The 24,677-nt window shown below is 40.2% G+C and carries 20 protein-coding genes and 2 pseudogenes; 19 read left to right on the forward strand and 3 right to left on the reverse strand.

Going from position 1 to position 24,677, the window contains the following annotated elements; genetic code table 11:
• Positions 1–25 precede the first annotated feature (25 nt).
• On the reverse strand, positions 26–376 hold the full coding sequence (gene mazF, locus HUE98_RS04060) for an endoribonuclease MazF (RefSeq protein ID WP_241422591.1): 351 nt from the start codon (positions 374–376) through the stop codon (positions 26–28).
• On the reverse strand, positions 370–612 hold the full coding sequence (locus HUE98_RS04065; protein ID WP_241422592.1) for an AbrB/MazE/SpoVT family DNA-binding domain-containing protein: 243 nt from the start codon (positions 610–612) through the stop codon (positions 370–372). Before HUE98_RS04065 ends, mazF begins: the two co-directional genes overlap by 7 nt.
• Before the next feature lie 140 nt (positions 613–752).
• Here HUE98_RS04065 and HUE98_RS04070 point away from each other — a divergent pair.
• The 17 genes and pseudogenes from HUE98_RS04070 to HUE98_RS04145 form a co-directional block, all read left to right on the forward strand.
• Positions 753–878, forward strand: a pseudogene (locus HUE98_RS04070) (molybdenum cofactor biosynthesis protein MoaE); the annotation flags it as partial.
• Between the two features lie 364 nt (positions 879–1,242).
• On the forward strand, positions 1,243–2,403 hold the full coding sequence (locus HUE98_RS04075; protein WP_241422593.1) for an IPT/TIG domain-containing protein: 1,161 nt from the start codon (positions 1,243–1,245) through the stop codon (positions 2,401–2,403).
• Between the two features lie 112 nt (positions 2,404–2,515).
• The gene (locus HUE98_RS04080) at positions 2,516–3,424 is read left to right on the forward strand and encodes a DUF4825 domain-containing protein (protein ID WP_241422594.1); all 909 of its coding nucleotides are present in this window, start codon (positions 2,516–2,518) and stop codon (positions 3,422–3,424) included.
• A 329-nt stretch (positions 3,425–3,753) separates the two neighbouring features.
• Positions 3,754–3,996, forward strand: coding sequence for a hypothetical protein (locus tag HUE98_RS04085; RefSeq protein ID WP_241422595.1), 243 nt, complete (start codon positions 3,754–3,756; stop codon positions 3,994–3,996).
• Positions 3,997–4,606: 610 nt separating this feature from the next.
• Complete coding sequence (locus HUE98_RS04090) at positions 4,607–6,445, forward strand: ASKHA domain-containing protein (RefSeq protein WP_241422596.1); 1,839 nt, start codon at positions 4,607–4,609, stop codon at positions 6,443–6,445.
• A gap of 190 nt (positions 6,446–6,635) precedes the next feature.
• The gene (locus HUE98_RS04095; RefSeq protein ID WP_241422597.1) at positions 6,636–7,442 is read left to right on the forward strand and encodes a methyltetrahydrofolate cobalamin methyltransferase; all 807 of its coding nucleotides are present in this window, start codon (positions 6,636–6,638) and stop codon (positions 7,440–7,442) included.
• Between the two features lie 45 nt (positions 7,443–7,487).
• Entirely contained in the window at positions 7,488–8,126 is a 639-nt protein-coding gene (locus HUE98_RS04100; protein ID WP_241422598.1) for a cobalamin B12-binding domain-containing protein, read from the forward strand.
• Entirely contained in the window at positions 8,127–9,284 is a 1,158-nt protein-coding gene (locus HUE98_RS04105) for a uroporphyrinogen decarboxylase family protein (protein ID WP_241422599.1), read from the forward strand.
• An 18-nt stretch (positions 9,285–9,302) separates the two neighbouring features.
• A complete protein-coding gene (locus HUE98_RS17565; protein ID WP_277623704.1) occupies positions 9,303–9,428 on the forward strand; it encodes a hypothetical protein in 126 nt (41 codons plus the stop codon).
• A gap of 294 nt (positions 9,429–9,722) precedes the next feature.
• Positions 9,723–10,394, forward strand: coding sequence for a cobalamin B12-binding domain-containing protein (locus HUE98_RS04110; protein ID WP_241422600.1), 672 nt, complete (start codon positions 9,723–9,725; stop codon positions 10,392–10,394).
• A complete protein-coding gene (locus HUE98_RS04115) occupies positions 10,391–11,092 on the forward strand; it encodes a GntR family transcriptional regulator (RefSeq protein ID WP_241422601.1) in 702 nt (233 codons plus the stop codon). Before HUE98_RS04110 ends, HUE98_RS04115 begins: the two co-directional genes overlap by 4 nt.
• Before the next feature lie 387 nt (positions 11,093–11,479).
• On the forward strand, positions 11,480–11,869 hold the full coding sequence (locus HUE98_RS04120; RefSeq protein WP_241422602.1) for a PadR family transcriptional regulator: 390 nt from the start codon (positions 11,480–11,482) through the stop codon (positions 11,867–11,869).
• Between the two features lie 121 nt (positions 11,870–11,990).
• A complete protein-coding gene (locus HUE98_RS04125) occupies positions 11,991–12,686 on the forward strand; it encodes a DUF1638 domain-containing protein (protein WP_241422603.1) in 696 nt (231 codons plus the stop codon).
• A gap of 202 nt (positions 12,687–12,888) precedes the next feature.
• A complete protein-coding gene (locus HUE98_RS04130; protein ID WP_241422604.1) occupies positions 12,889–13,482 on the forward strand; it encodes a LysM peptidoglycan-binding domain-containing protein in 594 nt (197 codons plus the stop codon).
• Between the two features lie 123 nt (positions 13,483–13,605).
• Positions 13,606–13,800: pseudogene (locus tag HUE98_RS17850) on the forward strand (hypothetical protein); the annotation flags it as partial.
• A gap of 54 nt (positions 13,801–13,854) precedes the next feature.
• On the forward strand, positions 13,855–14,274 hold the full coding sequence (locus HUE98_RS04140; RefSeq protein WP_241422605.1) for a nucleoside-triphosphatase: 420 nt from the start codon (positions 13,855–13,857) through the stop codon (positions 14,272–14,274).
• A complete protein-coding gene (locus HUE98_RS04145; protein WP_241422606.1) occupies positions 14,244–14,618 on the forward strand; it encodes a response regulator in 375 nt (124 codons plus the stop codon). The genes HUE98_RS04140 and HUE98_RS04145 overlap by 31 nt, the downstream gene beginning before the upstream one ends.
• Positions 14,619–14,630: 12 nt before the next feature.
• Here the strand turns inward: HUE98_RS04145 and HUE98_RS04150 are convergent, their stop codons facing one another.
• On the reverse strand, positions 14,631–15,092 hold the full coding sequence (locus HUE98_RS04150) for a hypothetical protein (RefSeq protein WP_241422607.1): 462 nt from the start codon (positions 15,090–15,092) through the stop codon (positions 14,631–14,633).
• A gap of 128 nt (positions 15,093–15,220) precedes the next feature.
• On the opposite strand from HUE98_RS04150, the gene HUE98_RS04155 reads away from it, so the two are divergent.
• Positions 15,221–15,460, forward strand: a complete 240-nt coding sequence (locus HUE98_RS04155) for a hypothetical protein (protein ID WP_241422608.1) — start codon at positions 15,221–15,223, stop codon at positions 15,458–15,460.
• A 330-nt stretch (positions 15,461–15,790) separates the two neighbouring features.
• A complete protein-coding gene (locus HUE98_RS04160) occupies positions 15,791–24,592 on the forward strand; it encodes a GH36-type glycosyl hydrolase domain-containing protein (protein ID WP_241422609.1) in 8,802 nt (2,933 codons plus the stop codon).
• The last annotated feature ends 85 nt before the right edge of the window (positions 24,593–24,677 follow it).

The raw sequence follows: 24,677 nt of genomic DNA on the forward strand, positions 1-24,677 counted from the left end.
AAAGATTCAAATGGTTATGAAATTATCAACCCCGACGAATTAGTGCCTCTAATTTATATAAAACCTCTACCAGCTTATCTTCTGGCAGCGTGCATATGAATTCAACGTTTCTATCTGACCAATCAAGATTTTTCACCTGGTCAGATAGTATGACACCTTTAACCGGACAATCTTTTGGTAGGATAACTTCAAATGGATAGCCTTTAACCTGAGAAGTGATGGGGCAAAAAATTGCAAGCCCTACTTTTTTATTGTACTCTTTGGGAGAAATACACACAGCGGGCCTTTTGCCCGCCTGTTCATGTCCTGTTTGTGGTGAAAAATTTAACCATACAATATCTCCTCTTTGTGGGAAATATTTTTTTAATTTCACCATATTTCTTTCCCCCTTGGTTTCCCGGTGGAGTACTCGCTGTGAATGTTATTTTCATTTACCTCTGACAACAAATCATTTAGTTTATATTTATTTTGTTTTAATGGTTCAATAATTAATTTTCCATTTTCTATTGTTAAGTTTATTTTTGTACCGGTATCCAGATTAATTTCTTTTGCAAAAGATTTTGGAATCCTTAGGGCTAGACTGTTTCCCCATTTTTTAATTTGTAAAATCACTAATAATAACCTCCTTACACAAATGTATATACAATGATAATACATTAACAATGATTTAGAGTCAACAGAAACAACATGCAAAAACATATGTCTGCATGCATGCCTAAAAACATGTTATAATATACCAGGGGTGCAAAGATTTGTGCGCGGATATAATTTATGTACTAATTGGTGGCGATATTAGGCCTCATGTTGTAGATGCTCTTCAGTTTCTAGTAGGAAAAATCAAAACGGAATGTGTTACTGAAATAGAATATAAAGCATAAACTGCCATTACTTATAGCTAGCCTTTAAGAAAGATGGGTTTGTTTACGTATAGTGTAAAAGAGGTTCTGATCATGTTTAGTCTGATACGGAGCACAGTCAGTACAATATGACCGGTCAAAGCAGGCAAATATGTCATCGAGGCTGTAACGATTGATCTGGAGTTATTTCTATCTTTTCTTGAGCAAAATGAACTGCCATTGAATGCTGAAGACATTACAGTGCAGCATTTGAGGCAGTTTCTTATAATGCTCTTAAGGAGCTTTGTAAATTAAATAATTAAATGCCCGGAGTAATTAAAACTAAGCGTGGCCTTAATCCGTCTTTATATATAACTAAAAAAATCTTTCTTCGGGGGGTTTCAAAATGAAAATAAAAGAGATATTTGTTTTATGTTTTGTCTGCCTGGCTTTATTACTGCTTGCCGCCTGTCAGTCTTCAGAACCTGTAATTATCAACACAATTGAACCAGGGCAGGGTTTTGTTGGGACGGTGATTACCATCCACGGTTCTGGATTCACCATGTTGGAAAATGATGTAGAATTTGTTCATGAAAATTTAACTTTTAACCAGGACAACACTGCATATCATCAAAACGTTTCATCACCGGATGGAAAGAGCATAACGTTTACACTGCCGGAATATCTGGCTGCCGGTGCCCCATCCCAACATGAGGCTATGCCTGACATTGCAATCTCCATGCCCAGAGGCGAAGTTCAGATATCAATTCTTAATAAAAACGGAAGAAGCAATCCCGTTAATTTCACCATTAAGGAGGCCGACGTGAACGAAAATATTTATGATATTGATAACGAAGATGAGTTTTGGGCCGGCGTAGAGTTTGATAAACCTACCGAAAAATGGTTCAATCCCGGTCCCCTGGGATATGGTATCAGCACCGGGCCGGTGCCGCCAGGATCCGAAGTAAGTATTTATGTGACTCCTGATAAAAAAATGAATGTTGATGTCTTGGAAATAAGGGCTAAACTGACCCACAGGGACGAGAACTGGGCTTTATTAGAAGAGTTGAAGAAAAATACGGTTTTGGTGGAAAATGTAAAGACATATGATGTTCTTACAGTGAAACTTCCTGAAAACCAGGGAGAATACTACCTGCTGACAGCGGAAATAATCGGAGAAAAAGGAGAAGTGCTGGATACCCTGCTGTCTAAAATCTATGTTCCCCTTCAAGGGCTCTCCGCTGATCTGGTGGTTGAGAGGAAAGTCTATGACTCAAAAGATACGGTAAAATTTCAGGTGATAAACCACGGCCCTACGGTGCTGCATTTTGGCAGGCCCTTCGCCGTTGAAGCCGAAAAAAATGGAAAATGGGTGGAATTACCCCTGGAGCTGATGTTCACCATGGAATTGATCATGCTGAAACCCGGGGAATTTTTAGAGCAGACCCTGGGCCTCAAGGATTTTCAAGAACATTTTAAAGAAGGCCGTTACCGAATAGTTAAACAGGTAAGCGGTGAGGGAACCGATATCCAGGATGAACTGTCTGTGGAATTTGAAGTAAGATAAAAAATTTGCTATGTTTCATGAGGAGGGCTTAGTCTAATTACTATTATCAGGCTAACTGGCTGGAAATTAACTAATGTGGAGCTTCTAAACTAATTATACGAGGAGAATATTAATGATAAAAATGGTAAGTTACTTTCATGGCAAACGTTTGCGTGTCCTTGTAATAGGCCTGCTATGCTTGTTTTTACTGGGAAGCATCCTGTTAACAAGCGGTTTAACATCAAATAATGATCCATCTTCAGCAACATTAAGTGACATGGCAGCAGATATTTACAAGCATAGAACGCTTTATGTGGGTGATAACAGCAAGGTGGTAAACCTGCTCAGTCAATTGCCTTTTGCCGAATTTCGCCGGGAAGTGTCTCTTAAAACCAATGAACAACCATACGGCATTACTGTTAAGTATGAAATCACAGACCTTGGTAACTCAAATATGGATGATGTCTTTTACAATAACGCTGTAATCCTCTTTACTCTCATTGATAATGTAGACCAGTTAACGTTTGAAGTGAGTGGTTTGCAAAGTCAAACATACAATTTTACCCGCAGTAGTATACAAAACAAATATCTTGAAGACTTACGCACCCATGCCCAGAGCTTGGAGCAATTTCAAGACTTTCTTTTTGATCTGTTATTTACTGTCTATGCAGCACCGGAGGCATATACACTGGTTTTGTCCTATACGCCGGGGATTCAATTTTTAGCAGATTATATTGAGAAAGATGTTACTGTTCGTTACAACGCTACAAACGGAATATGGCTAACTTGGGATGCCTCAGGAAATATAACCCGGAAAGGGCCCTCAGTTCAAATGTCTCCGGGAAAACAAGTGTACTGGACTCCACTGGCGGATAACGGGGAGGTCTCGGAAGAGGAGACTACTCAAGTTACAATCACTATTCTAGATAGTAAAGATAATATGCTAGCAGAAAAGCAAGTCTATATTGCTTATGACGGGGATGAATATTATTTCGTTATGCCCTCGCGCGGGGTTAGATTAAATGCAGAACTTGATAACTAGTTGGAACAGCAGGCTTCTCAATTTTCTTGAATCATAAGGAGATAGTGCTGATTCTGGCGGTGGGGCTGTTGGCTTTCAGCATCGGTCAGGCTTGAAATATTTACTTATTTCATCTTGATTTGTTTAACATATACGATATAATCATAATCATATACATAACTTGATGCAAATTATTATTCTTACCGGGTGTAAAATCTAAAACTTTTACTTCTCCCTGATAGCGTTTTATTAGCCCAATCCAAATTTTTTGCGTGGTTGACTTCCATGATCTACTGGGAAACCAACGGGCGAAATATTTTAACTTTCAGTAAAAAGGAGATGATATGATAATGTGGTGGAAAAAGAAAGAAAAGGAACCTGAAAAGAGTAAAGTACGTATAAAGAACGAGTGGAGTCAGGAAACAATGGATAAAATAGAAAGAATTTTATCCGAAGGAAGGTCACTGACAGAAGAGGAAATGGTGGACATTTTAAAAGCCGAAGGTAGAAGCAGAAGGGCCCTGGCCAGTCTGGTGTACAGCATTAGACAGAAATTAATAAGAAAAGGTGTATTAAAAGAGCGATCGACTTAACAATTCAGGAAGAAAAATTGCTTTATAAATACTCCTCGGGCCAGTACTCTTTTTTTACTATTCTCCAATTACTAAAGTTATTTTTAGGTTGATAGAGCCTGAATCAGGCTTAGAGGCGGGAGACTTCTTGCTTATAATGTTAAAATATATATAAGAGAAACTTCCGGGCAGCCTCCTGGGAGGAGCATTTGAAAACTGTTTTTGAAAAAATATGTAAAGGTACCTGTCTTAAATGCACAAGGCCCTGCTGAATCTTATGGCCTTGTTTTTATTTTAATTTCAACATGTATTTATCCATTTTATAACCCTTTTATAAATGGAAGCCGCAGAAAAAATATTGAGATTTTAACCCATATAGTATAAAATATATATACTTGTATATACATATTGGATCAAGAGAATAAAGCATGAAGACAGTGCAGAAATGGGAACTTAATGTTCCTGATGTAACAGCTGTTTTGCTTTGACAAAATGGCCAAACGTAAAGTGTTTCAGCGTTTTCAGAAAAACTAGTTATCTAATGGAGAACCGGTGATTGAAAGGACTCAATATAATCAAGAACTAAAAGCATATACAGCGGAAGTGATAATAAGCAGGAGGGGATGATGTTATGAACATAAAACTAAATGAAAACAGAGTCAAAGTAACAATTGAAGGAATTCGGGAATTGACGGTTTCCACCAGTGAAAACTTGTATATGTCCCTGGCTTCTGAGGGAGTTATGCTGGATGCTCCCTGTGCAGGAAATGGAACCTGCGGCCAGTGCAGGGTTAACATACTGGAGGGAGAGGTGGTTGATCATTCGGGTACCCCGGCCAAACCCAAAGCCGACGGTACTTTTCTGGCATGCCAGGTGTATCCCGCCAGTGATCTGGTTATAGGTAAAATTAAGGGGATGGGGATCAGTTCAAAGGGGAAAGTGAGTACAATCAATGTTGCTGAAAATGAACTGAAGCAGATTGTAAAAAAAGTGCCCGTCAGTCCGGTATATCCCACTTTGAAAAACAGCTGTTCTCTGCAGGAAATGATAAGCAGGGCTTTATCCGGGGTGGAACCTGTGGAACCTCAGGTTCTCAGGAAACTTGCAGATATGGCGTCACAAAAAAAGCAGGAGCTTACCCTGGTACTGGTTAATGACGAGATAACCTCCATAGAAGCAGGGGATACCGGCGGCAATTTATATGGAGCTGCCTTTGATGTTGGGACAACTACCGTAGCCGGCATGCTGGTAAATCTGGCCGAAGGAAAAGTGATAGCGGCTGCCTCCGCTACAAACCCTCAAACGCCCTTCGGAGCAGATGTAATCTCCCGTATCAGCTTTGCCAGGGACCCGGAGGGTTTAAATACGTTGTCTGCAGTCATCAGGCAGACTTTAAACAATATTATTCTAGAACTGTGTGAAGCAGTTAATATTACCCCACAGTCAATATACCTGGTGACTGCTGCCGGAAACTCAACCATGGAGCATCTTTTGTTGGGAGTATCCCCTCATTCCCTGGCTGCCAGCCCCTATGTTACAACATTTCGCCGTCTGCCACCCCTGAAAGGACAGGAATTAGGCCTGGAAATAAATCCTGGCGGCAGGGTTCAGCTGCTTCCCAATATTGCCAGTTTTGTGGGGGCAGACACCGTAGCAGGCATTGTTGCCGTGGATCAAGATTTATCAAATAGATTAACCCTTCTCATTGATTTAGGTACCAATGGCGAGATTGCCCTGGGCAATAAAGACAGGCTGTTGGTCAGCTCTACCGCTGCCGGCCCGGCCTTTGAAGGGGCTCAGTTGAGTTATGGAATGCGGGCGGTGGAAGGTGCTATTGACATGGTAAGAGTAAACAATGGTGAACTTACTTTTGATACCATCAACGGTGGTAAACCAAGAGGCATCTGCGGTTCAGGAATTGTCATGGCTTTGGCAGAGCTCTATCAGGTGGGATTGATTTCCAGTAGGGGCAGGCTGGTTGACGACCCGGAGTCTGTGAAGTATCCCCACCTTATTAAAGAACGCCTTAGGGACATTGACGGTAAAAGAGAGTTTGTCCTTGCCTTTGCGGAAGAAGGGGAAAACGGTGAGGAAATTATAATTTCCCAGAAGGACATAAGGGAAATCCAGCTGGTTAAATCATCAATATATACAGGGGTTCAAATCCTGGCGGAAAACTTTGGCATAGGAGTAGAAGATATTGAACAAATATTAATTGCCGGGGCTTTTGGGAATTACATTAATATTGACAGCGCCCTGATTCTGGGGCTTCTGCCTTCAGCAAACAAGAACATGATAAGATCGGTTGGAAATGCTGCCGGGGAAGGATCCGCCAAAGCCCTCATGTCGGAGTCTCATTTAAATCGCTGTTTCCAGGTATTAGAAAAGGCTGAATTTATTGAGCTGGCCAATGATGCCGCGTTCCAGAAAAGATTTATTACCAACCTGTCATTCCCGCCGCTGAAGTAATGAGAGTATTGCTATCAGAATAAATTCAACATGACATTATCACAGAATAGCTACAGTAACTACAAAATTAGGTAACTAAAAAATAATAAAAAGTGCTTGCCTTTTTGAAACGGGCATGGTAAGATGATTATGTAATAACATGTATATACATGTTATTACCGGAAAACAACAGGAGAGGGGGGAAATTTTTGTGATAATTGTAGGCGAGAAAATAAACGGCACCATTCCAGCAGTCAAAAAAGCCATAGTTGAAAAAAATCATGAATACATACGGAATCTTGCCGTCGAACAGGACAAGGCCGGCGCTGATTATATTGATGTATGTGCCGGTACCGCTCCCGATGTGGAGGCAGAAACTTTAAAATGGTTGATAGATATTGTGCAGGAGGTCAGCGATAAACCATTATGTATTGACAGCCCTAACGTGAGAACCATCGAAAAGGTGCTGGAGTCTGCAGACCGTCCGGGTTTAATCAACTCGGTTTCTCTGGAAGGAGATAAATGCGAAGTGATCTATCCTGTAATGCAGGGTACGGAGTGGGAAGTAATTGCCCTGACCTGTGACAACAATGGAATACCATCGGATGTGCAGACACGAATAGACCTAACGAAAGCATTGGTTGAAAAGGCACAAAAGTATGAAATTGCTCCGGAGCGAATTTATATAGACCCATTGGTAATTGCTATATCCACAGACAGCCACTCGGTATTAAAATTTGTAGAAACCACAAAAAAAGTAAAAGAACTCTATCCAGGTATAAAAGTTATCTCCGGCCTCAGCAACATATCCTTCGGTATGCCTCTTCGAAAAATAATTAACAAAACATTTTTAACTATGGCAACCTTTGCCGGCATGGATTCAGCCATCCTGGACCCCTGTGACAGGGACATGCTGGCGGTAATTTTTGCCAACAATGCTCTGTTAGGGAAAGACCCTTACTGCAGAGCATTTGCCAATGCTTATCGGAAAAATTTAATCGGTTCAAGGAAAGGTTAATAAAAAGGTTTTTGCTTTACAAAATAAATGCAAGGGGGAAGAAGTATGGCAGACTTACAAGCGATTAAAAAGGCTGTAGGAGAGTTGGACGAAGAAACAGTACTCAGTTTGCTGGATAACTTTGTGGCGTCAAACCCCACAGAGGAAGAGACGCAGCAGGTAGTTACAGCCTGTCAGCAGGGAATGGCTGAGGTAGGGGAATTGTTTGAAAAAGAGGAATACTTCGTAGGAGACCTGATCTTTGCCGGGGATCTCCTTACATCGGCCATTGAAAAACTGAAACCCGCCCTGGGAAGTGGAGCCTCTGCAAAAATCGGCACCATGGTATTGGGCACTGTAGAGGGTGATTTGCACGACATTGGGAAAAATATTTTTAAAAGCATGGCCGACGCTGCAGGATTTGAGATTTATGACCTGGGAATTGATGTTTCACCGGAGGTTTTCATTGATAAAATAAAAGAAGTAAAACCTCAAATAGTGGGAATGAGCGGGGTATTAACCCTGGCCATTGATTCGATGAAAAAAACGGTGGATGCTTTTAAAGAAGCCGGCATTAGAGACGATATTAAGATTATTATAGGCGGAAACCCTGTAACAGAAGAAGTGTGCAGGATGGTTGGAGCCGATGCATTTACCATCAATGCTGCTGAAGGGGTTAAAATAAGCCAGGGGTGGGTGAGTTAGATGACTGACAAAGAAAAGCTGTTTCAGGAGAGAGTAAACAGATTCATGACAACCGCTGACCTTCAGGAACCAGACCGGGTCCCGGTGTTATCCTTAGTTGACACATATGCCATAGCTTACGCTAATTCAACCGTAGAAGAATGTTTGGAAAATCCCGAAAAAGAGCGTGAGATATACGGAAAAATTTATAAGGACATTTATTTTGATGGAGCCATGGAATTTGGATTTTCTCGTGCCATGAAAGTTTATGATGCCCTGGGAAGCAGTGCCTATTTTATCTCGGAAGATGGAGTTACTCTTCAACACCGGGAAAACTGTCCCATGCTCCCCGAAGATTACGATGAGTTCATTGCTGACTACAAAAAATTTACTGACAATGTATTTTTCAAGAGGAAGTATCCCAACTTAAACAAACCCTACCCGGAAAATAAAGAAGCATTAAAAAAAGCAGCTTATGAAGCAGCACATCTTGGCAAAAAAATATCTGATAATGTTAAATACTTACAAGATATGGGCATTCCTCTAATAGCGGGAAAACTGTCATTAGCCCCATTAGATATAATTTTCGACTTTTACAGAGGTTTTGTCGGAACAACACTGGATATCAGAAGAGTGCCTGAGAAAATTAAAGAGGCCGCGGAAATATTGGTTGACTACTCTATCGGGCTTGCTACAGGTGGAGCAGATAAAATGGATCCGTTCCCCTGGGTAATGACACCGCTGCATATTCCAACATATTTGGGGCCTGAAAAATTCGGTAAATTCTACTGGCCCTCCTATAAAAAGTTCCTTTTGGCCGTTCATGAGCGAGGGGGTAAGGTCTTTGCTGCCCTGGAAGGGCTGTGGGATAACTATTATGAATATTTACAAGAACTGCCAAAAGGCCTCATGATTGCGACATTAGAAAGAGATGATATTTTCAAAGCCAAAAAAGCAATTGGAAATACTATTACCCTATCAGGTGGTATGCCCCTTGATAAACTAAAACTGGGAACGAAGCAGGAGTGCATAGACTACGCTAAAAAACTAGTAGATCAGTGTGCTCCCGGCGGCGGTTACATTTTTACCACGAATCTAGTTTTGCTCTCCAGTGGGGATGCTAATCCGGAGAATTTAAAAGCGGTTAATGAGTTTGTTCATGAATATGGAAAATATTAATTAAGGGGGTTTAGTATTATGTCAAAGGAGCTGACCATTGAGGAATTGTTTGCGGAGATAAAAGAGGAATTGGAATTCTTACCCGATGATGATACTGCCAGAGAAGGTTTTTTGCATATGTTAAGATTGCTCATGTTAATGTAAATCAGCAAAAAGTTAACGAAAGGTTCTCCCATCATATACAGAAATGAATTATCCTCACTGCCCGGGTACTCTGACATTCGGGCAGTGAGGTTTTTAAAGGAAGTCACATTGCCTTTGACAAAAAACAATTCTTAAACTATTATATTATCTAGACTTGTATACTTATGTATATAATAGTAGATTTATTTAAATAGAGTTCAGCTGTAGATTGGTTTTGGACAGGGGTTATTGTCCTGCTTATCTAAGTGAATAATGATCTTGAGTTAAAAACATTTGTTGAGCAAGGAGGATGAAATGGAAACCCTGGAAAGTTTAAGGAGCTTAATTATAGATGCGGTGGAAAAACTTGACGAGGAAAAGGTTCTGGAATTTTCAGAACAGGCACTTCGTTATGGCATGGAGCCGTTTACCCTGCTGGAAACAATCAACGAAGGGATGCAGAGAGTTGGAGAACTGTATGAGAATAAAACGTATTTTATTGCTGATTTAATTATGGCGGGTATTATATTTAAAGAGGTACTGAAAATAGATCAGATGCTGAAAAGCTTTCAGAGTGACAGCAGTAAAAAGATCGGGAAAATAGTTCTGGGCACAGTCAAAGGCGATGTGCATGATATCGGCAAAGATATCTTTCGCGGCATGGTAGAAACCAAGTCTTTTGAAGTGATTGATTTAGGAGTAGATGTACCGGGTGAGTTATTTTTAGAAAAAGTTAAAGAATATAAGCCGGAGATCCTGGGGCTAAGCGGGGTCTTAACGTATACCACTGATGCCATGAGGGAAGTGGTTGAAAAAATGAAGGAGGCCGGCTTACGGGATCAGCTGAAGATAATTATTGGCGGTAGTTTTCTTACCGAAGATACCTGTCTATATACCGGGGCTGACGGATTTGCCAGGGATGCCTTGAATGGGGTTAAGATTTGTTCCAGCTGGATTGGAGAGGGGAAAGGGAAGGAAAGTAAATGAGAAAAACACCTGTTTATGTGCAAATTGCAGAAAAAATTAAAAATAAAATAAATACAGGGCAGTTAGAAACCGGGGATGCCATCGACTCAGAAAATGAAATTTGCCGGGAGTTTAATGTCAGCCGGATGACCGTAAGAAAAAGCCTGGCAATTCTTATTAATGAGGGTTATATTTATTCAATACCAGGAAAAGGAAACTATGTGAAGAAACCTGAGTTTTCTAAGTATGTTGTTCAATATGATGAGATGAAGAACAGCATAAACAGTGTGGACCGTACCAAATTATTAGAAGTAAATATAGTAAAACCCGATGATAAGCTGGCAGATAAGCTTCGGATATCAAAAAATAAAAATGTTATTATGATACGAAGAATTTTTTATACCGAGGGGGAGCCTGTAGCATACGATATAAAATTCCTGGTTTACTACCGCGGTATGCCTATTGTGGAAAAGGAGATTCAGTATGCAACTTTCCCGGAGATGGTTTCAAAGAAAACACCATTATTTTCAATGAAAAAAGAGATATTAATTTCTGTTGAAGCTGCCGATGAAGAAAAAAAACGTTATTTAAATATATATAATGATGTCCCTTTGCTGGTGGTTGAGCAGAAGTTTACCGATCAAGAAAATAAGCCTCTGGGGGTTGGTATTACATATTTCAGGGGCGACTATATTAAGCTTTGGGGAGAAAGCCTGTAATATTCCTGATATTCTAAATTGGATATTAATAAGGAAGGTGTAACAGGGGAAGTCTTGATAGCTCACTGTTTTTTTGTTGGTGAACAGCTTAAGATATTTGTTCTGCGGGGGCTAGTTACTAAATTTATATATTTATATTTTCCGGTGTTGACAAAGAGAATGGAACCATAATATAATTTGTATATACATGTATATTATAAGGCGTAGTAGAAATAGCGGTAACAGGAAAATAATAAAGCCGTAGGCTGTATTATAGATAACGGTATTAGAAAATTTCAAGCTTCTAGTTCAAGGCACGAATAACTGATAATAATGATTGCCTGAAAGAGAGAATATTATCAGTGTAATTTTATAACGGCAGCTGTTATTGAGAGGGAGATAGAAAGGATGACAGGAATGAATAACTATCTAGACAAGAATTACTGGAGTGGACTATTAAAAATGGGCTTATCTCGTTTTTTTATACTGAGTATATTAAAGAGCAGCCCTATGCACTGTTACGCAATTGCTAAACGGATTAATATGATGACCAGTGGACGCTGCTCCCCCAGTGAAGGTGCTTTATATCCTGTACTGAATGAATTTTTAAAGGGTGGCTACGTGAATTGTACTATAAAAAAAGTATCGGGAAGAAAGAGGAAAATATATGCTTTGACTATGAAGGGAATGGAAGCTTATAAAACAGCAAGAGAATCATGGCAGGAAATGAACCGGGTGTTATTCAAACCCACTGATAGCTATTATTTGTTTGAAGAACGAGCCGGTGAAAATATCTAATCTTAAGAAAGTTCTATGCTTGAGCCTTTGGTTATTTTGAGGTAATTATCTTATAATAATTTACACTTTAAAATTGTATGAATCACTGCAATTAATTATTTAAAAAATGGGGCTGATACGTATGAACAATATTATTATTGCCTGCAGAGTGCTCCAGGATGAACTGGATATGGTTATAAAACTAACCAAAAAAAATTACCCCATAAACTGGGTGGATTCAGATTACCATATGGATCCCGATAAACTAAGGGGCAAGCTGCAAAGTGAAATAGACCAGCTAAAAGATGTTGATAATGTACTTTTTGCCTTCGGGTGCTGTGGTAATGGCCTGGTTGGGTTAAAAGCTTCTACAGCTAACCTTATTATTCCAAAGACGGATGACTGTATATCTATGTTGATGAGTCTTCCAACTGAAAACTTTACACGAAAAACAAATACTTATTTTCTCACGAAAGGCTGGATGGAAAGTAAAAAAAGCATACTGAATGAATACAGCCATGTTTTAAAAAAGTTCGGGCCCAAAAAGGCAAAAAGAGTGTTTGACCTGATGCTTAAGCACTATGATTATCTGATGTTAATTGATACCGGAGCTTATAAAGTTGAAGACGCTTTGCCCGGTGCTGAAGAGTTTGCTCAAAAAACCAACTTGCAGCTGGTCTTAGAAAAGGGAGATATTTGGTTTTTAAAAAAGCTCCTGACAGGTCCATACGATGAACACTTTTGCATCATATCCAAAGGGGAATCGGTGAGTATACATCACTTTACTGCAGGGGCACACTATCGGCGGGATAACGTAGTAGCCGACTTTGAAGGATGATTCAGGTTGAATATCGTAACATCTTTACCGTTTCTACATATAATAGAGTGAAACTTCTATCAGTGGGGTTTCTTCATCTCCTTTTGATAGTTAGTGGAACAAACCTAGTGACTGTACAGTTATTATCAGCACTTATCTAAGTTGGGGGTAAAACTGTTAGTCATCGGATAAAGTAGATTAATTTAGACAAGGAGGAAAAACTATGAGTGGTAATATCCCTCCTCCCCCAAAAGTTTGCACAGGGTTTATATATACTGTGCAGAGAGGAGATACCCTTTTTTTAATTGCGCAAAGGTTTAATGTATCCCTAGATAACTTAATTGCTGTTAATCCTCAAATTCCAAATTCTAATATTATTTTTCCAGGACAGCAAATTTGCGTACCAACCAGAATTCCAACTATTGAATGCTGTATGCTGTTGTTTAGGACCGCAAACGTTCCAGTACTGCCGGAAGCAGAAGCCGGCGGTGTTGCTCGGGTTTTCCAAACTCCTGAGGGAGGAAACGTATTGGTCTCTACTATTGGACTGCCACCCCCAGAAACTTTTGGTGGGGAAATCTATGTCGCTTGGATTAGACGCCCCGGCCTTCCCCCAATTCCCTTTCAATTGCTCCAGACAGGGCCTGTTATAATAGAGCCCGGTGTTTGGGTGGGAGCCTTTTTATTTGGAGAAGGTGAACAAATAGCCCCCTTCCAGGACATCATTGTAACAGCAGAGACGGGGTTCCCGGTGGTAGAACCAAATCTGGACGGTATTGTATTAATTGGCCTCTTTGAACAATGTCGTCCCCAGTAAAAAAGGCTTATGTAAAACTATTTTAGTCCTATTTGATGGTGCATTGATAAAGAATAAAACGAGAAGATAAAATGAAAAATTTGTAGAATAAGCTCGTACTGTGCGAGTTTATTTTTTTTGTTTAAAAACATGAAGGTAGGAGATATTGACCCTAGGGCCAGAAGAAAATATTGTTTCACCATATCGGATAAAGCCAGGGCAGTTGCCGGGGGAGTTCTGGAGGCAGTCTTGTGTATTACCAGTGGGCTGCAGAAAAGAGTTAACAGTGGGCTGCAGAAAAGAGATAAACAGGTCTGTTTCCGTAAAGGATTTGGTTAACCTCTACAGTTTATATATTATCATCACAAGGCTGCTTTCAAAAGGAGACAGAAAATGAAAATACATCTGATGTTAGAGGGAGATATCAGGCTGGGGAAATCTCAAATAATTCGGCAATCCCTTCTCCCCTACGGGGACCTGTCGGGGGGATTTTTTGTCCAGCGAATTTATGTGGGAGAAAGTTACCAGGGTTTTACTGTAAATAGTCTTGGGAATATGGAAACCTATGTGTTGGAAAAACATGTTCAAAACCTATCTGAGGTGGAACCCTTTTTTTACCGCAGCGGAAGCCGGTGGAAGGTAAGGGGAGAGGTCTTTATCAAAACGGTTACTAATGCATTAAGAAGGGCAGAAGCCCAAGGCAAAAAAATTATTCTAATGGATGAAATTGGAGGAGTGGAACTGGGAAAGTTTATTACAGCGGCCAGGGGAAAGTGCTGGTCATGGATGATGAAAGGAAAATTCGGGAGGTAGCCTGTGAAATGCTTTCCCTGCTGGGTTATGAATCGGATTTTGCCAGGGATGGGGCAGAAGCCATAGAGAAATACATTCAAGCCCTGGAGGAAGGTAAACCCTTTGACTTGGTTGTTATGGACCTGACTATACCAGGTGGAATGGGCGGAAGGGAAACTATCAAAAGGCTTTTAAAAATCGACCCTACAATAAAAGCCATTGTTTCCAGTGGTTATTCCAGTGACCCTGTCATGTCCTATTATAGTGAATATGGTTTCAGTGGTGTTGTATCCAAGCCCTATAAAATTGAAGAACTAGCAGAAGTAATAAGTAAGTTTTTACATTCGAAAAGTGAAAATGCATAAGGAAATATGTTGTTAGATCAGCAGGCCTTTATTTTTTGCATTTGCGTCCTGGATTGAACCAATGGCAGTTCCAATAACTAACCCAAACGAGAATCCCAATGCTAAGTTGTTAATCAATAATCCTAAAATAAATCCAAAGGCAACCCCCATTGATAAATAAGTTTCGAAATAGTGCCCATCTTTCACCAATTTGTGCTCACTTTGAAGATGAGCTATTATTTTTTTTAAATTCAAATGATGAACTTCCAGCGCCGCCTGGTCTATAGAATTTGGGTTAGCGTCAAGTTCTTTGAGGATTCTCTCTGTTTGCATAATAAAGTTTCCACAGTCAATGCAGTCATCAGAAAATTCTATAATACGCTTTATGAATCTCTCAAGTAAATCAAGCTTTAATTTTGCAGCAAGTTTAGTGTCAGTATTTTCTTTTAAAGATTCAGTTATTTTTAATAAATTATCTTTTGCCTCTTCTAACATTTAATAGCCCTCCTTTCTTACTCCGCACGTGCGATCTAAGAGACCTTTTCCCATATGTAATTATATTTTAACACATTTACAAAGGTCAGTCATTTTCATTTGCTGTTACAATTGATGGTGAATATGTTGTGTTGTCTAATAATAACAGCCAAATTATAGAGCGCATGTTAGAAAAAATCCCGCATAGTGATAGAGATGAAAAGGGAATATTTTTTCAAGGTTCTGTTCACCTGGGAGAGATAAGCTTTAATAGAGAACAACTGGGGAAGATTGATCAGAAGAATGGTTACGGTGTTGTGCTGGACGGCATACCGATTTTTAAAAATAACTCTCTAACGAAGAATCAGTTATTAATAATGTTACATTGATTGGATTTGTTTTACATTGTATAGATATTACATCATGGACTACTGGAGCATATCCGAATTCCGCCGCCGGCATCTTGATGCCCCGATTCAAATTGTTTATTAACTTTTCGTAACAAAAATATTATTATTGTATACACATTTAAGATCAGCCTTTAACAGAATTGAGCTCTGTGTGTGGTATAATAGAAATCAGGACGGGGATGTGTAATTTTTTGGGATATTCCCCAAAGGCTCGTCTACAATTAATTTCTGGTTACACACAGAACAGCTGTCAAAGGTGTTTTTTTTTAACTTGAGTTTTTCATTATAAGATTTGAGGAGATGCAAAAAATGAGTTTTCCATACTTTAATTATACTTTTGAAATTGGTTTCGCACTTCTTTTGGCTATATTATTATGGGCTGTTTTGCTTAAGATTCGAAAAACCAGGAATATTCATATCCGGGTCGCCTCTTTGACAGTGGAAGAACTTGAGGATCACGCCAGGAATATGGGGTTAGAACATGCTGTTACTTCCAAAACAAACATACTGAATTGGCCTTTGACCCGGATGAATGATAATTATAGCTATATTCTTCGTGTCTACAAAGGATTAAACGATGATGTGATGGCGAAGCGAACAGTTCCGCCTGCTGCAGAATGGCTCCTTGATAATTTTTATATTATTGAAGAACAGGTAAAAAGCATCCGACAAGACCTATCAAAGAAGGAATACTTTGGTTTGCCGGTATTAAAAAATGGACCGTATAAGGGTTATACAAGAATCTTTGCCATAGCACTGGAACTGGTAGCCCAGATTGATGGTCAAATTGGTGAAAGTACGCTGCTCAAATATCTCAAGGCCTACCAATCTCACAATATTCTTTTTGAGAGGGAGATATGTATCATTCCCACAGTGATTAGACTGGCTCTCATAGAGAAGATAAGAATACTGAGTGAAAAAATAGAGGAAACACAAAAGCAGTGGAATTTAGCGGATAAAATCGTTGAAGAATGGTTGTCCGAAGATTCTGTTGAATTAGAAAATATTGTAAAGCTATTTGAAAACAATAAAGCAGCCATTGATGAAGCCAATCCATCCTTCGTGGAACACTTATTCTACAGATTAAGAAGATCAGGCCGCCGGTACTCAGATGTTCTAAGATATATTGACGAAAACCTTGATAAATTTAATACCACAGCAGAAATTATTGCTCAAAAAGAACATAATAAGCAGGCTGTTAGCACTGTCTCTATGGGAAACTGCATCGTAAGTCTTAAATATGTTTCAAACCTTAATTGGGTTGATGTGTTTGAGTCAACCAGCTTTTTGGAAAAGATCCTCAGGCAGGATCCCGATGGAACATATACGCTTATGGATACCAACTCCCGTAATTATTACAGGAGGCAAATTGCAAAGCTTGCAAAGGCGTATGGCGTTTCAGAACTTCAGATAGCAAGAGAAGCCATAGGCCTTGCTCAGGAAGCTTACGTAGAAAACATAAATAGAAAAGATGACGAGAACAAATATAGCAGAAGAGCCCACGTGGGATATTATCTAGTAGGGAAAGGGGTCAGAAAACTTGAAAGCGGACAACTTGAAAAGAGAACATTTTTCAGAAAGATAATACATTCAGTAAAAAATAACCCCGCTCTAATTTACATGGGTTCCATAAGCGCCCTCACCATGCTTGTCCTAATATTTCCCATAAACTATGCCCTGAAATTTCTAGATGCAAATTATCTGTTTTATGCAGTTATTGCAGGGTTAGCTGTTCTTATCCCTGCTTCAGAGATGGTTATTTCTATTGTGAATTGGTTGGTCTGTAAAGTAACAAAACCAGTAGTTTTCCCACGGCTTGAACTAAAGGATGGGGTTTTAGATGCCATGAGCACCATGGTTGTAATCCCAGCCCTGCTTCCAGATGCGAAACGGGTAACAGAACTATTGGGAAATATGGAAAATCATTACCTGGCAAATACCGAAGATAACTTATACTTCGCCTTAATTGGAGCATTTCAAGATGCAGCTGAATCAAGCAAAGATGAAGATGAGAGTGTTTTGCTGGAAGCCTTTGAGGGAATAAAGGCTTTGAATAAAAAGTATGCAAAAGAAGAACAGGACATTTTCTTTTTTTATAACAGATGCAGGAAATACAATGCAGGTGATGACCTCTGGACAGGATGGGAAAGAAAAAGAGGTGCATTAATAGAACTTAATGACATGCTACTTGGTTCAGACGAGACTAGTTTCTCCTTTTATTCCAACACATCCATTCCCACCCATATCAAATATATTATAACCTTAGATGCGGATACGGTTTTGCCTCTGGGGATGGCCAAAAAAATGATTGGCACCATGGCCCATCCTCTCAATATGCCTGTCATTGATCATAGGAAAGGTATTGTTACCGAAGGGCATGGACTCATGCAGCCTAGAATTTCTTTTGATATGGACAGCTCCAACAGGTCCATCTTCTCAAGGATTTATACAGGGCAGGAGGGAATAGACCCCTATGCCAGTGCAATATCCGATGTGTATCAGGATCTTTTTGGAGAAGGGATTTTTACAGGTAAGGGCATTTATGATTTAAGAGTTTTTCAAAGTATATTAAAAGAGGCAGTACCTGATAATGCCATCCTCAGCCATGATTTATTGGAAGGCTCTTATGTAAGAGCTGCACTGGTCACAGACCTGGAACTGGTGGATTCTTATCCATCTAAATATAATTCTTATATGACAAGACTTTATAGATGGATAAGAGGAGATTGGCAGTTAATACCATGGTTACGGAGTAATGTTAATGATAGAAATAATAGGCTCATAAAAAACCCACTGTCATTTATTTCCATCTGGAAGATTGGGGACAACTTAAGAAGAAGTCTCTTGGCGCCTTCTATAATGGTTTTGATTTTTCTAGGCTTTAGTGTTCTTCCAGGAAGCAGCTGTTTTTGGACAGGCTTTGGTATTGCTGCACTTTTAGTCACTTTTGGCATAAGTTTATGGGAGCAGATGTTTGCTGGCGGGCTGAAATCAGACAAAATTAAGAGGCATATTCCAGGCTTCTTTGGACTAAAGGCTGCATTCTACCAATTCTTGCTAGCGATCATTTTTCTACCATATCAGGCAAAAAGGGCCTTAGATGCTATTGTGGTCACACTAGTCCGTGTCCTTATCACCAAGAAAAACATGCTGGAATGGGTAACCTCCGCCGATGCTGATAAGTATCAAAGCAGTTCTTTAAAAAGTTATTTATCTGCCATGTCAATAAGTGTTATTCAGGGTTTCGCCCTTGCTGTTTTGGCCTACTTTTTTAAGCCGGAAAGTTTACATTTAAGTTTAGTATTTTTGGTTATATGGGGGGTTTCTCCCTTTATTGCCTACGTTATCAGTAAAGACATTAATATTGAGCAGGAAAAGTTAGGTCAGGAAGCTTTGTTAGAGTTGGGTAAAATAACAAGAAAAACGTGGCGGTATTTTGAAGAGTTTGCAAACGCCAAAAACAATTTCCTTGCTCCAGATAATTTTCAGGAAGATCCTCCAAGAGGAATTGCCTATAGAACATCTCCAACCAATATCGGATTAGGGCTTTTGGCCTCTCTTTCGGGAAGAGATATGGGGTATACAGGGATACTGGAAACCTTTGAAGCAATTTCGAAAACGGTAACTACTATCGAAAAAATGGAGAAGTGGAATGGACATTTATATAACTGGTATGATACCAGAACTCTTGAACCACTAAAACCCCTTTACGTATCTACGGTGGATAGCGGGAATTTTGTTTGCTACTTGATTACCCTGGCTCAAGGTTTGAAGGAGTATTATTCCAGACCTCTGGTGGATGCTGTCTTTGTCAAAGGAATTAATGATACTCTTCGAAATGGCCTCCAGGAGGCAGAAGAGCTTCCCGGTTTTTCCTGTTTTGATTTTGTGAAAAATGAGAGCGATATCAACCCAATGGCATGGAATCAGGCATTGGATGAGTTTATTGAGGGCACTGTGGTTACCCATATTAAGAAGCCAGCATGGAAAACCAAAGTGGAGCGAATGGCTGAAATTTTTAAAAAGGAACTGGAGATATTTGCCCCCTGGGTTTATATGACAGAAACTATGCCCGAAGACATGCTGTCAGAGGGTTTGTTGGTGGAGACACATAAATTATTGGACATCCTAAAAACAAACGTATGTTTAAAAGATTTAGCTGATTTTAACAGTCTTGTGCTAACAAGAATTGACCAGTTATTAGAAGAAACAGAGAAAATGGAGGGGGTATCTTTTCAGGAAGGGCTGGCCTGGCTTCATGAATTAAGAAATGCTGTAATAGAATCTAACGACTATACTCTAGAATTTTTAGAAAAGTATTATCAATTAATTGAGCGAATAGATGTTTTGTCACAAGATACTAAGTTCACGTTTTTGTATGACCAGAGAAGGCAGCTTTTTTCCATTGGTTACAGTATCAATGACAAAAAGCTGACAAATTCATATTATGATTTATTGGCATCAGAAGCCAGACAGACCAGTTATATAGCCATAGCAAGAGGAGAGGTTCCCCCCAAGCATTGGTTTATGCTGGGGAGAGCTCTTACGGTGGTTGATCATTATAAGGGTCTCATTTCCTGGAGTGGAACCATGTTTGAGTATCTCATGCCGCTGGTTATCATGAGGAGCTATAGAAACACCCTGTTAGATGAAACTTACTCCTTTGTAATAAAAAGTCAGAAAAAGTATGGTAAGCAAAGAGGAATGCCCTGGGGGAGTTCAGAGTCTTCTTTTAATTTAATGGATATAAACCTTGATTATCAGTACAAAGCCATTGGAGTTCCCTGGCTGGGACTAAAAAGAGGTTTGATTGAAGATGCGGTAACTGCACCCTATGCCACCTTCTTAGCACTGATGGTAAACCCCGGGGATGCGTATAAAAACATTCAATATTTAAAAGCGGAGGGTTTAGATGGGCCCTATGGTTATTACGAAGCAGCAGATTATACGCCGGAACGCCTTGGTTCCCAGTCTGAAAGAGTAGTAATCAGAAGTTTCATGGCACATCATCAGGGTATGAGCTTATTGGCTCTGAATAACTATTTAAATAAATATACCATGCAGAAGCGGTTCTCCAGGGATCCCTATGTGAAGGCAGCAAGGCTTCTTCTACAGGAAAAAGTTCCTTTGAATGTGGTCTTTACCAAGGAGAACAAGGAAAAAGTAATTCCCCGTCAAGGAATGGTCTATGAGGATAAGGCCGCACATAGAAGATTTAGAGCGCCGAGCCTTGGTCTTCCCAAGGCCCATATTTTATCCAATGGCCTTTACTCTGTTATGCTAACGGACAAAGGAACAGGTTACAGCAGGAGCAAAACCGTTGACATATCAAGGTGGAGACAAGACCCTATTCTTGATAACTATGGAATGTTCTTCTATATCAAAAATATTGATAAAAATCAAAAGTGGTCTGCTGCCTATGCTCCCCTGCAGGTTCTCCCAGACAATTATGAGGTGGTTTTTTCGCCGGATAAAGCCACCTATAGACGGACAGACGGAGACATAGAAACCTTTACGGAAGTTGCAGTTGCCTCGGGGGAAATTGCGGAAATTCGAAGAGTCCGGCTCAAAAACAATGGAACCACTCCCTGTGTTATAGAGGTGACCAGCTATTTTGAACCTGTTTTGGCTCCCCAGGAGTGTGATCTGGCCCATCCTGCCTTTAGTAATCTTTTTGTGAGAACAGAATTTAATTCTGAGTATAAAGCGCTGTTGGCCAATCGGCGGCCAAGGAGCCCAGCAGAAAAAGGAATGTGGATTGCAGAAATACCAGTGATTGATGGGGAAATGGTAGGGGATATACAGTATGAAACCGACAGAATGAATTTTATTGGCAGAGGCCATACGCTCAATAATCCGACAATCATTGAGCGGGATAAACCTCTATCTAACACAGTGGGGGCAGTGTTAGATCCAATATTTAGCCTTAGGGCAAGAGTCAAGATTGAACCAGGAAAGGCAGCCCGAATTTCCTTTGTAACCACAATGGCCGATAATAAAAAGTCCCTTATGGAACTGGTAGAAAAATATTCAAAGGTAGAGACATGTGATGCTGCATTTTGGCTGGCGATTACCAGAAGTCAGGTCGAGACCAAGTATCTAAATATTAAGGAGTCACAGATGGAATTGTATCAAGAAATGATCTCTCATATCCTGTTTATCAGTCCCCTCAGGGTGCGGCACCAACAGCTCATCAAAGAAAACCGTATAGGGCAGTCATCTTTGTGGCCATATGCAATCTCTGGAGATAGACCCATCATTCTTTTGATTCTCAATAACATAGAGGAAGTAGAAATCCTCTATGAGGTGCTAAAAGCTCATGAATACTGGCGGTTGAAAGATTTGAGGGTGGATTTGGTAATTCTTTGCAAGGAGGAGAATAGTTACACCAATCCGTTGTTTTCGCTGATCAAAGAGGTTGTATATTCCAGTCAAACCCATGATGTTTTAAGTTCTTGCGGGGACGTGTTTATTCTGAATACAAATAATATGTTAACTCAGGAGATTAATCTTTTTTCTGCCACAGCCAGGATGACATTTAATGGCCAAGATGGCACCATGGAAGAACAGATCAAAAACGTATCTAGTATAGAGCTTCCGCCCTTAAGAGACACTGTTGAAAAGGATTCAAATGATGATCTGTTTACAGAATCTAAGGATGAGCCACTAGAACAACGGCTTTTCCCAGAGCCTACAGCCGATGAAAAGGAACTATCCTATTTCAATGGTTTAGGGGGTTTTGACAGGGAGGGCAAAGAGTATGTCATAAGGCTTGAACAGGGTCAAACAACTCCAGCGCCTTGGGCCAATGTGATTGCCAATCCGGAATTTGGGTTTATGGTTACGGAGTCTGGCGGGGGATTTACCTGGTGCGAAAACAGCAGAGAAAACAAACTCTCCCCATGGTCAAATAATCCAGTCATTGACAATCCCGGAGAAATATTTTATTTAAGCGATAAATCGGGGAAACCATGGTCCATTACGCCCCTTCCCATACGGGAAGAGGAGGCTTACACCATCAAACATGGATTTGGGTATTCTGAATTTGAACATGTGAGCCATGGGATATCACAAAGTTTGGTGCAGTTTGTGCCCGTAGAAGGTACGGTTAAGATCAGTATTATAAGTTTGCGCAATAACAGTCCCACGGCCAGAGATTTAAACATAACCTATTATGTTAGTCCTGTTCTGGGAGTAAATACGCAAGAAACTGCCAGGCATCTGGTAAGCGCCAAAACTAATCGAGGAACCTTAATCATTGAGAATCCCTATAATAGAGAATTTGCAGATCGGGTCTGCTTTATGGATACATCTATTGAAGAACGTTCTATAACGGGAGACCGAAAAGAGTTCTTTGGAAAAGGCAAAATAGAATCGCCAGAATCCTTAAAACGAAAGTATTTGTCTGGGACAGTCGGAGCGGGCTATGACCCCTGCGCTGCTATGCAGGTAGATATTGGAATGAAGGCCTATGAAACAAAGGAAATTGTTTTCGTATTTGGAATGGCTGGGAATTTGAAAAAAGTCCATGAATTAGTAGAAAAGTTTAATAGTGTACATGGGGCAAAGAAATCTTTAACTGATGTTAAGAAGTTTTGGCAAGATAAACTACAGGTTATCCAAGTAAAAACGCCTGATACAGCCATGAATATTATGCTGAACGGGTGGCTTATATATCAAACGATTTCCTGCAGAATGTGGGCAAGATCTGGTTTTTATCAAGCTGGCGGTGCCTTGGGATTCCGAGATCAGCTGCAGGATTGTTTAGCTATTGCTGCAATCTGGCCGCAAATTGCTAAGAAACAGATTTTAAAGCATGCCCGGCATCAGTTTGTGGAAGGCGATGTTTTGCATTGGTGGCATGAACCCGCCGGAAAGGGTACCAGAACCCGGATTTCTGATGACTATTTGTGGTTACCCTATGTTACGGCAGAGTATGTCAGGATTACAGGAGATTTTGATATTTTGCATAATAAGATTTCATTTTTGGAAGAGGATATTTTAAAAGATCATGAGGATGAGAGATACTGTCAGCCCAAAATTTCTAAAGAGATTTCTTCCCTTTATGATCATTGTATTCGGGCATTAGAAAACGGTTTGAAATTTGGCGAACGGGGACTGCCATTGATGGGCGGGGGAGACTGGAACGATGGGATGAACACGGTAGGGATTGAAGGAAAGGGTGAGAGTGTATGGCTGGGATGGTTTTTACACACAACACTAGAAATGTTTATTCCAATCTGCCAAGAAATGGGAGAAGTTGACAGGTCAGATCGTTATCTTGCGTTAAGTGGAAGAATCGTTAATGCCATTGAAGAAAATGCATGGGATGGCAATTGGTACAAACGGGCCTTTTTTGACAATGGGGCACCTCTGGGTTCGATAAACAATAGGGAGTGCAAAATTGACTCCATAGCTCAAGCCTGGGCGGTGATTTCAGGTGCGGGGAATGATGAAAGGGCTGCAAGAGCGATGGATTCCCTTGAAGATTACCTGGTAATGAGGGATGACGGTTTGATAAAACTGCTGACCCCTCCTTTTGATGAGGGTGAGATGGAACCTGGATATATTAAAGGTTATCCTCCCGGGGTAAGAGAGAATGGTGGTCAGTACACCCATGCGGCTGCCTGGGTTGTTACAGCATTTGCCATGCTGGGTGATGGAGATAAAGCGTGGGAACTTTTTGGGATGTTGAATCCCATTAACCATACCCGTACTGATAGAGAGTATGCCACCTACAAAGTAGAGCCCTATGTAATGGCTGCTGATGTATATGGTGAGCATCCCCACATAGGACGAGGAGGATGGACTTGGTATACTGGATCCGCAGGTTGGGTGTATCAGGCTGGATTAGAAGATATCCTCGGATTCAGCAAAAATGGTGACCAACTAATCATAAAACCATGTATACCTAAGAACTGGACAGAGTATTCTGTGATGTATCGATACGAAGAGACAACCTATGAAATCATTGTTAGAAATCCCAAAAACCTCAATCAAGGGGTATCCAGTATATCTGTAGATGGAGAAAACCTGGAGGATAGTATTATAAAGCTTTTAAATGATAAAAAAACACACTATATTGAGGTAATTATGGGTTCTCCTTTTTAGGAATTTCTGAAAGCAATAAAGAAGTTCAGTAATAAAGGGCTTTCCAGCGTTTGTCGCTTTGCGTCAAAATAATGGTGCAAAGCGA

The organism is Candidatus Contubernalis alkalaceticus, from assembly GCF_022558445.1.
Taxonomy (GTDB): Bacteria; Bacillota; Dethiobacteria; order SKNC01; family SKNC01; genus Contubernalis; species Contubernalis alkaliaceticus.

Coding starts and splice junctions, on each gene's coding strand:
- mazF (WP_241422591.1), bottom strand. CDS start 376: ATGGTGAAATTAAAAAAATATTTCCCACAAAGAGGAGATATTGTATGG.
- HUE98_RS04075 (WP_241422593.1), top strand. CDS start 1,243: ATGAAAATAAAAGAGATATTTGTTTTATGTTTTGTCTGCCTGGCTTTA.
- HUE98_RS04080 (WP_241422594.1), top strand. CDS start 2,516: ATGATAAAAATGGTAAGTTACTTTCATGGCAAACGTTTGCGTGTCCTT.
- HUE98_RS04085 (WP_241422595.1), top strand. CDS start 3,754: ATGTGGTGGAAAAAGAAAGAAAAGGAACCTGAAAAGAGTAAAGTACGT.
- HUE98_RS04090 (WP_241422596.1), top strand. CDS start 4,607: ATGAACATAAAACTAAATGAAAACAGAGTCAAAGTAACAATTGAAGGA.
- HUE98_RS04100 (WP_241422598.1), top strand. CDS start 7,488: ATGGCAGACTTACAAGCGATTAAAAAGGCTGTAGGAGAGTTGGACGAA.
- HUE98_RS04105 (WP_241422599.1), top strand. CDS start 8,127: ATGACTGACAAAGAAAAGCTGTTTCAGGAGAGAGTAAACAGATTCATG.
- HUE98_RS17565 (WP_277623704.1), top strand. CDS start 9,303: ATGTCAAAGGAGCTGACCATTGAGGAATTGTTTGCGGAGATAAAAGAG.
- HUE98_RS04110 (WP_241422600.1), top strand. CDS start 9,723: ATGGAAACCCTGGAAAGTTTAAGGAGCTTAATTATAGATGCGGTGGAA.
- HUE98_RS04115 (WP_241422601.1), top strand. CDS start 10,391: ATGAGAAAAACACCTGTTTATGTGCAAATTGCAGAAAAAATTAAAAAT.
- HUE98_RS04120 (WP_241422602.1), top strand. CDS start 11,480: ATGACAGGAATGAATAACTATCTAGACAAGAATTACTGGAGTGGACTA.
- HUE98_RS04125 (WP_241422603.1), top strand. CDS start 11,991: ATGAACAATATTATTATTGCCTGCAGAGTGCTCCAGGATGAACTGGAT.
- HUE98_RS04130 (WP_241422604.1), top strand. CDS start 12,889: ATGAGTGGTAATATCCCTCCTCCCCCAAAAGTTTGCACAGGGTTTATA.
- HUE98_RS04140 (WP_241422605.1), top strand. CDS start 13,855: ATGAAAATACATCTGATGTTAGAGGGAGATATCAGGCTGGGGAAATCT.
- HUE98_RS04145 (WP_241422606.1), top strand. CDS start 14,244: ATGGATGATGAAAGGAAAATTCGGGAGGTAGCCTGTGAAATGCTTTCC.
- HUE98_RS04150 (WP_241422607.1), bottom strand. CDS start 15,092: ATGTTAGAAGAGGCAAAAGATAATTTATTAAAAATAACTGAATCTTTA.
- HUE98_RS04160 (WP_241422609.1), top strand. CDS start 15,791: ATGAGTTTTCCATACTTTAATTATACTTTTGAAATTGGTTTCGCACTT.